Origin of the sequence: Shewanella sp. 4_MG-2023, from assembly GCF_030548015.1 — a bacterium.
GTDB lineage: Bacteria > Pseudomonadota > Gammaproteobacteria > Enterobacterales > Shewanellaceae > Shewanella.
This window is the reverse complement of sequence record NZ_JAUORL010000083.1, coordinates 1-997: the sequence shown is the minus strand read 5'-3', so window position 1 is coordinate 997 and position 997 is coordinate 1. Positions and strand designations below refer to the sequence as shown.

The 997-nt window shown below is 36.5% G+C and carries 1 protein-coding gene; it reads left to right on the top strand.

The window, feature by feature from the left end:
• The first annotated feature begins 404 nt into the window (after positions 1-404).
• Positions 405-917, top strand: a complete 513-nt coding sequence (locus Q4546_RS19140; protein ID WP_303446855.1) for a hypothetical protein — start codon at positions 405-407, stop codon at positions 915-917.
• The last annotated feature ends 80 nt before the right edge of the window (positions 918-997 follow it).

Below are 997 nucleotides of genomic sequence, written 5' to 3'. Positions count from 1 at the left end.
GAATGTTGGTGTTGGCAACTCAAAATGAAAGGCGTTATGTTATAACTTCAAAATAATGGGTGGCTATGTATTATGTCACTTCTCGTTATGTCATGCATTTTCATTCACGGTTTTATCTTGTTAAAACCTAACTTGTTGAATATTATGGCAATAAATTAATTTTAAATATGCATAACGAGAAGCAGCTATTCTCGGTTATCTAAATTATCGGTTTCACACTGATTAAAATGTAATTGATTTAAGGTAATTATGCTGATAAGTTACTAAAATCATTAACAATTAAAGCAGTGGTGTAAATGGATTTTCGAAGAGTGCCTCAGGGTGTTTATCGGCATTCTCGCTAAAACGCTGTTAGGGTTCAATATAACAAAGTAGCTCATCTAAAAATTCAAGGAGTAAAATAGATGAAAACAAAACTAGTAATCGCGTCAGCACTTTCTTTTGGAATTACGTTAGCTAATCCCGTTTTGGCAAACGATGATCAGACTCTATTGAAGTGGTTTCATGACTACGGAATTTCAAAGTGTGATAGTTTTATATTGGGAAATAGTAAGCTGAAAAGTAACTGGAATTTTTTCATCAATAAGCATGAAGGCGGTATTGATGGACCTTCAACGGAAGTTACGATCACGCAAATTTTTGGTTCTAAGGGCGATACCGTAAAAACTGAAGATACTTATATTCAAACCGCAAATAAATGCTTTTTGCGGCATACTTTTACATTAACATTCCCAGGTTCATGTTCAGAAAATATGGATGGTAACGATTGGTATGTGTCAACAAAAATGCCAAATAAAGATTATACAACTTATAAAAATGCGGGGGGCTTGGAGATTCATGCAAAAGAAATTTCAATGGGTAATTTCAAAGCGTGTGTACAAGAAGGCTCTCAACGTAATAGTAGCTCACATGGCTAAACCCTAATCGGGTAGCCGGAGGTATCTAACCTCCAGCCCCCACACCACCCTGCATGCGGCTCCGCACAGGGCGGTTCATT

Coding starts and splice junctions, on each gene's coding strand:
- Q4546_RS19140 (WP_303446855.1), top strand. CDS start 405: ATGAAAACAAAACTAGTAATCGCGTCAGCACTTTCTTTTGGAATTACG.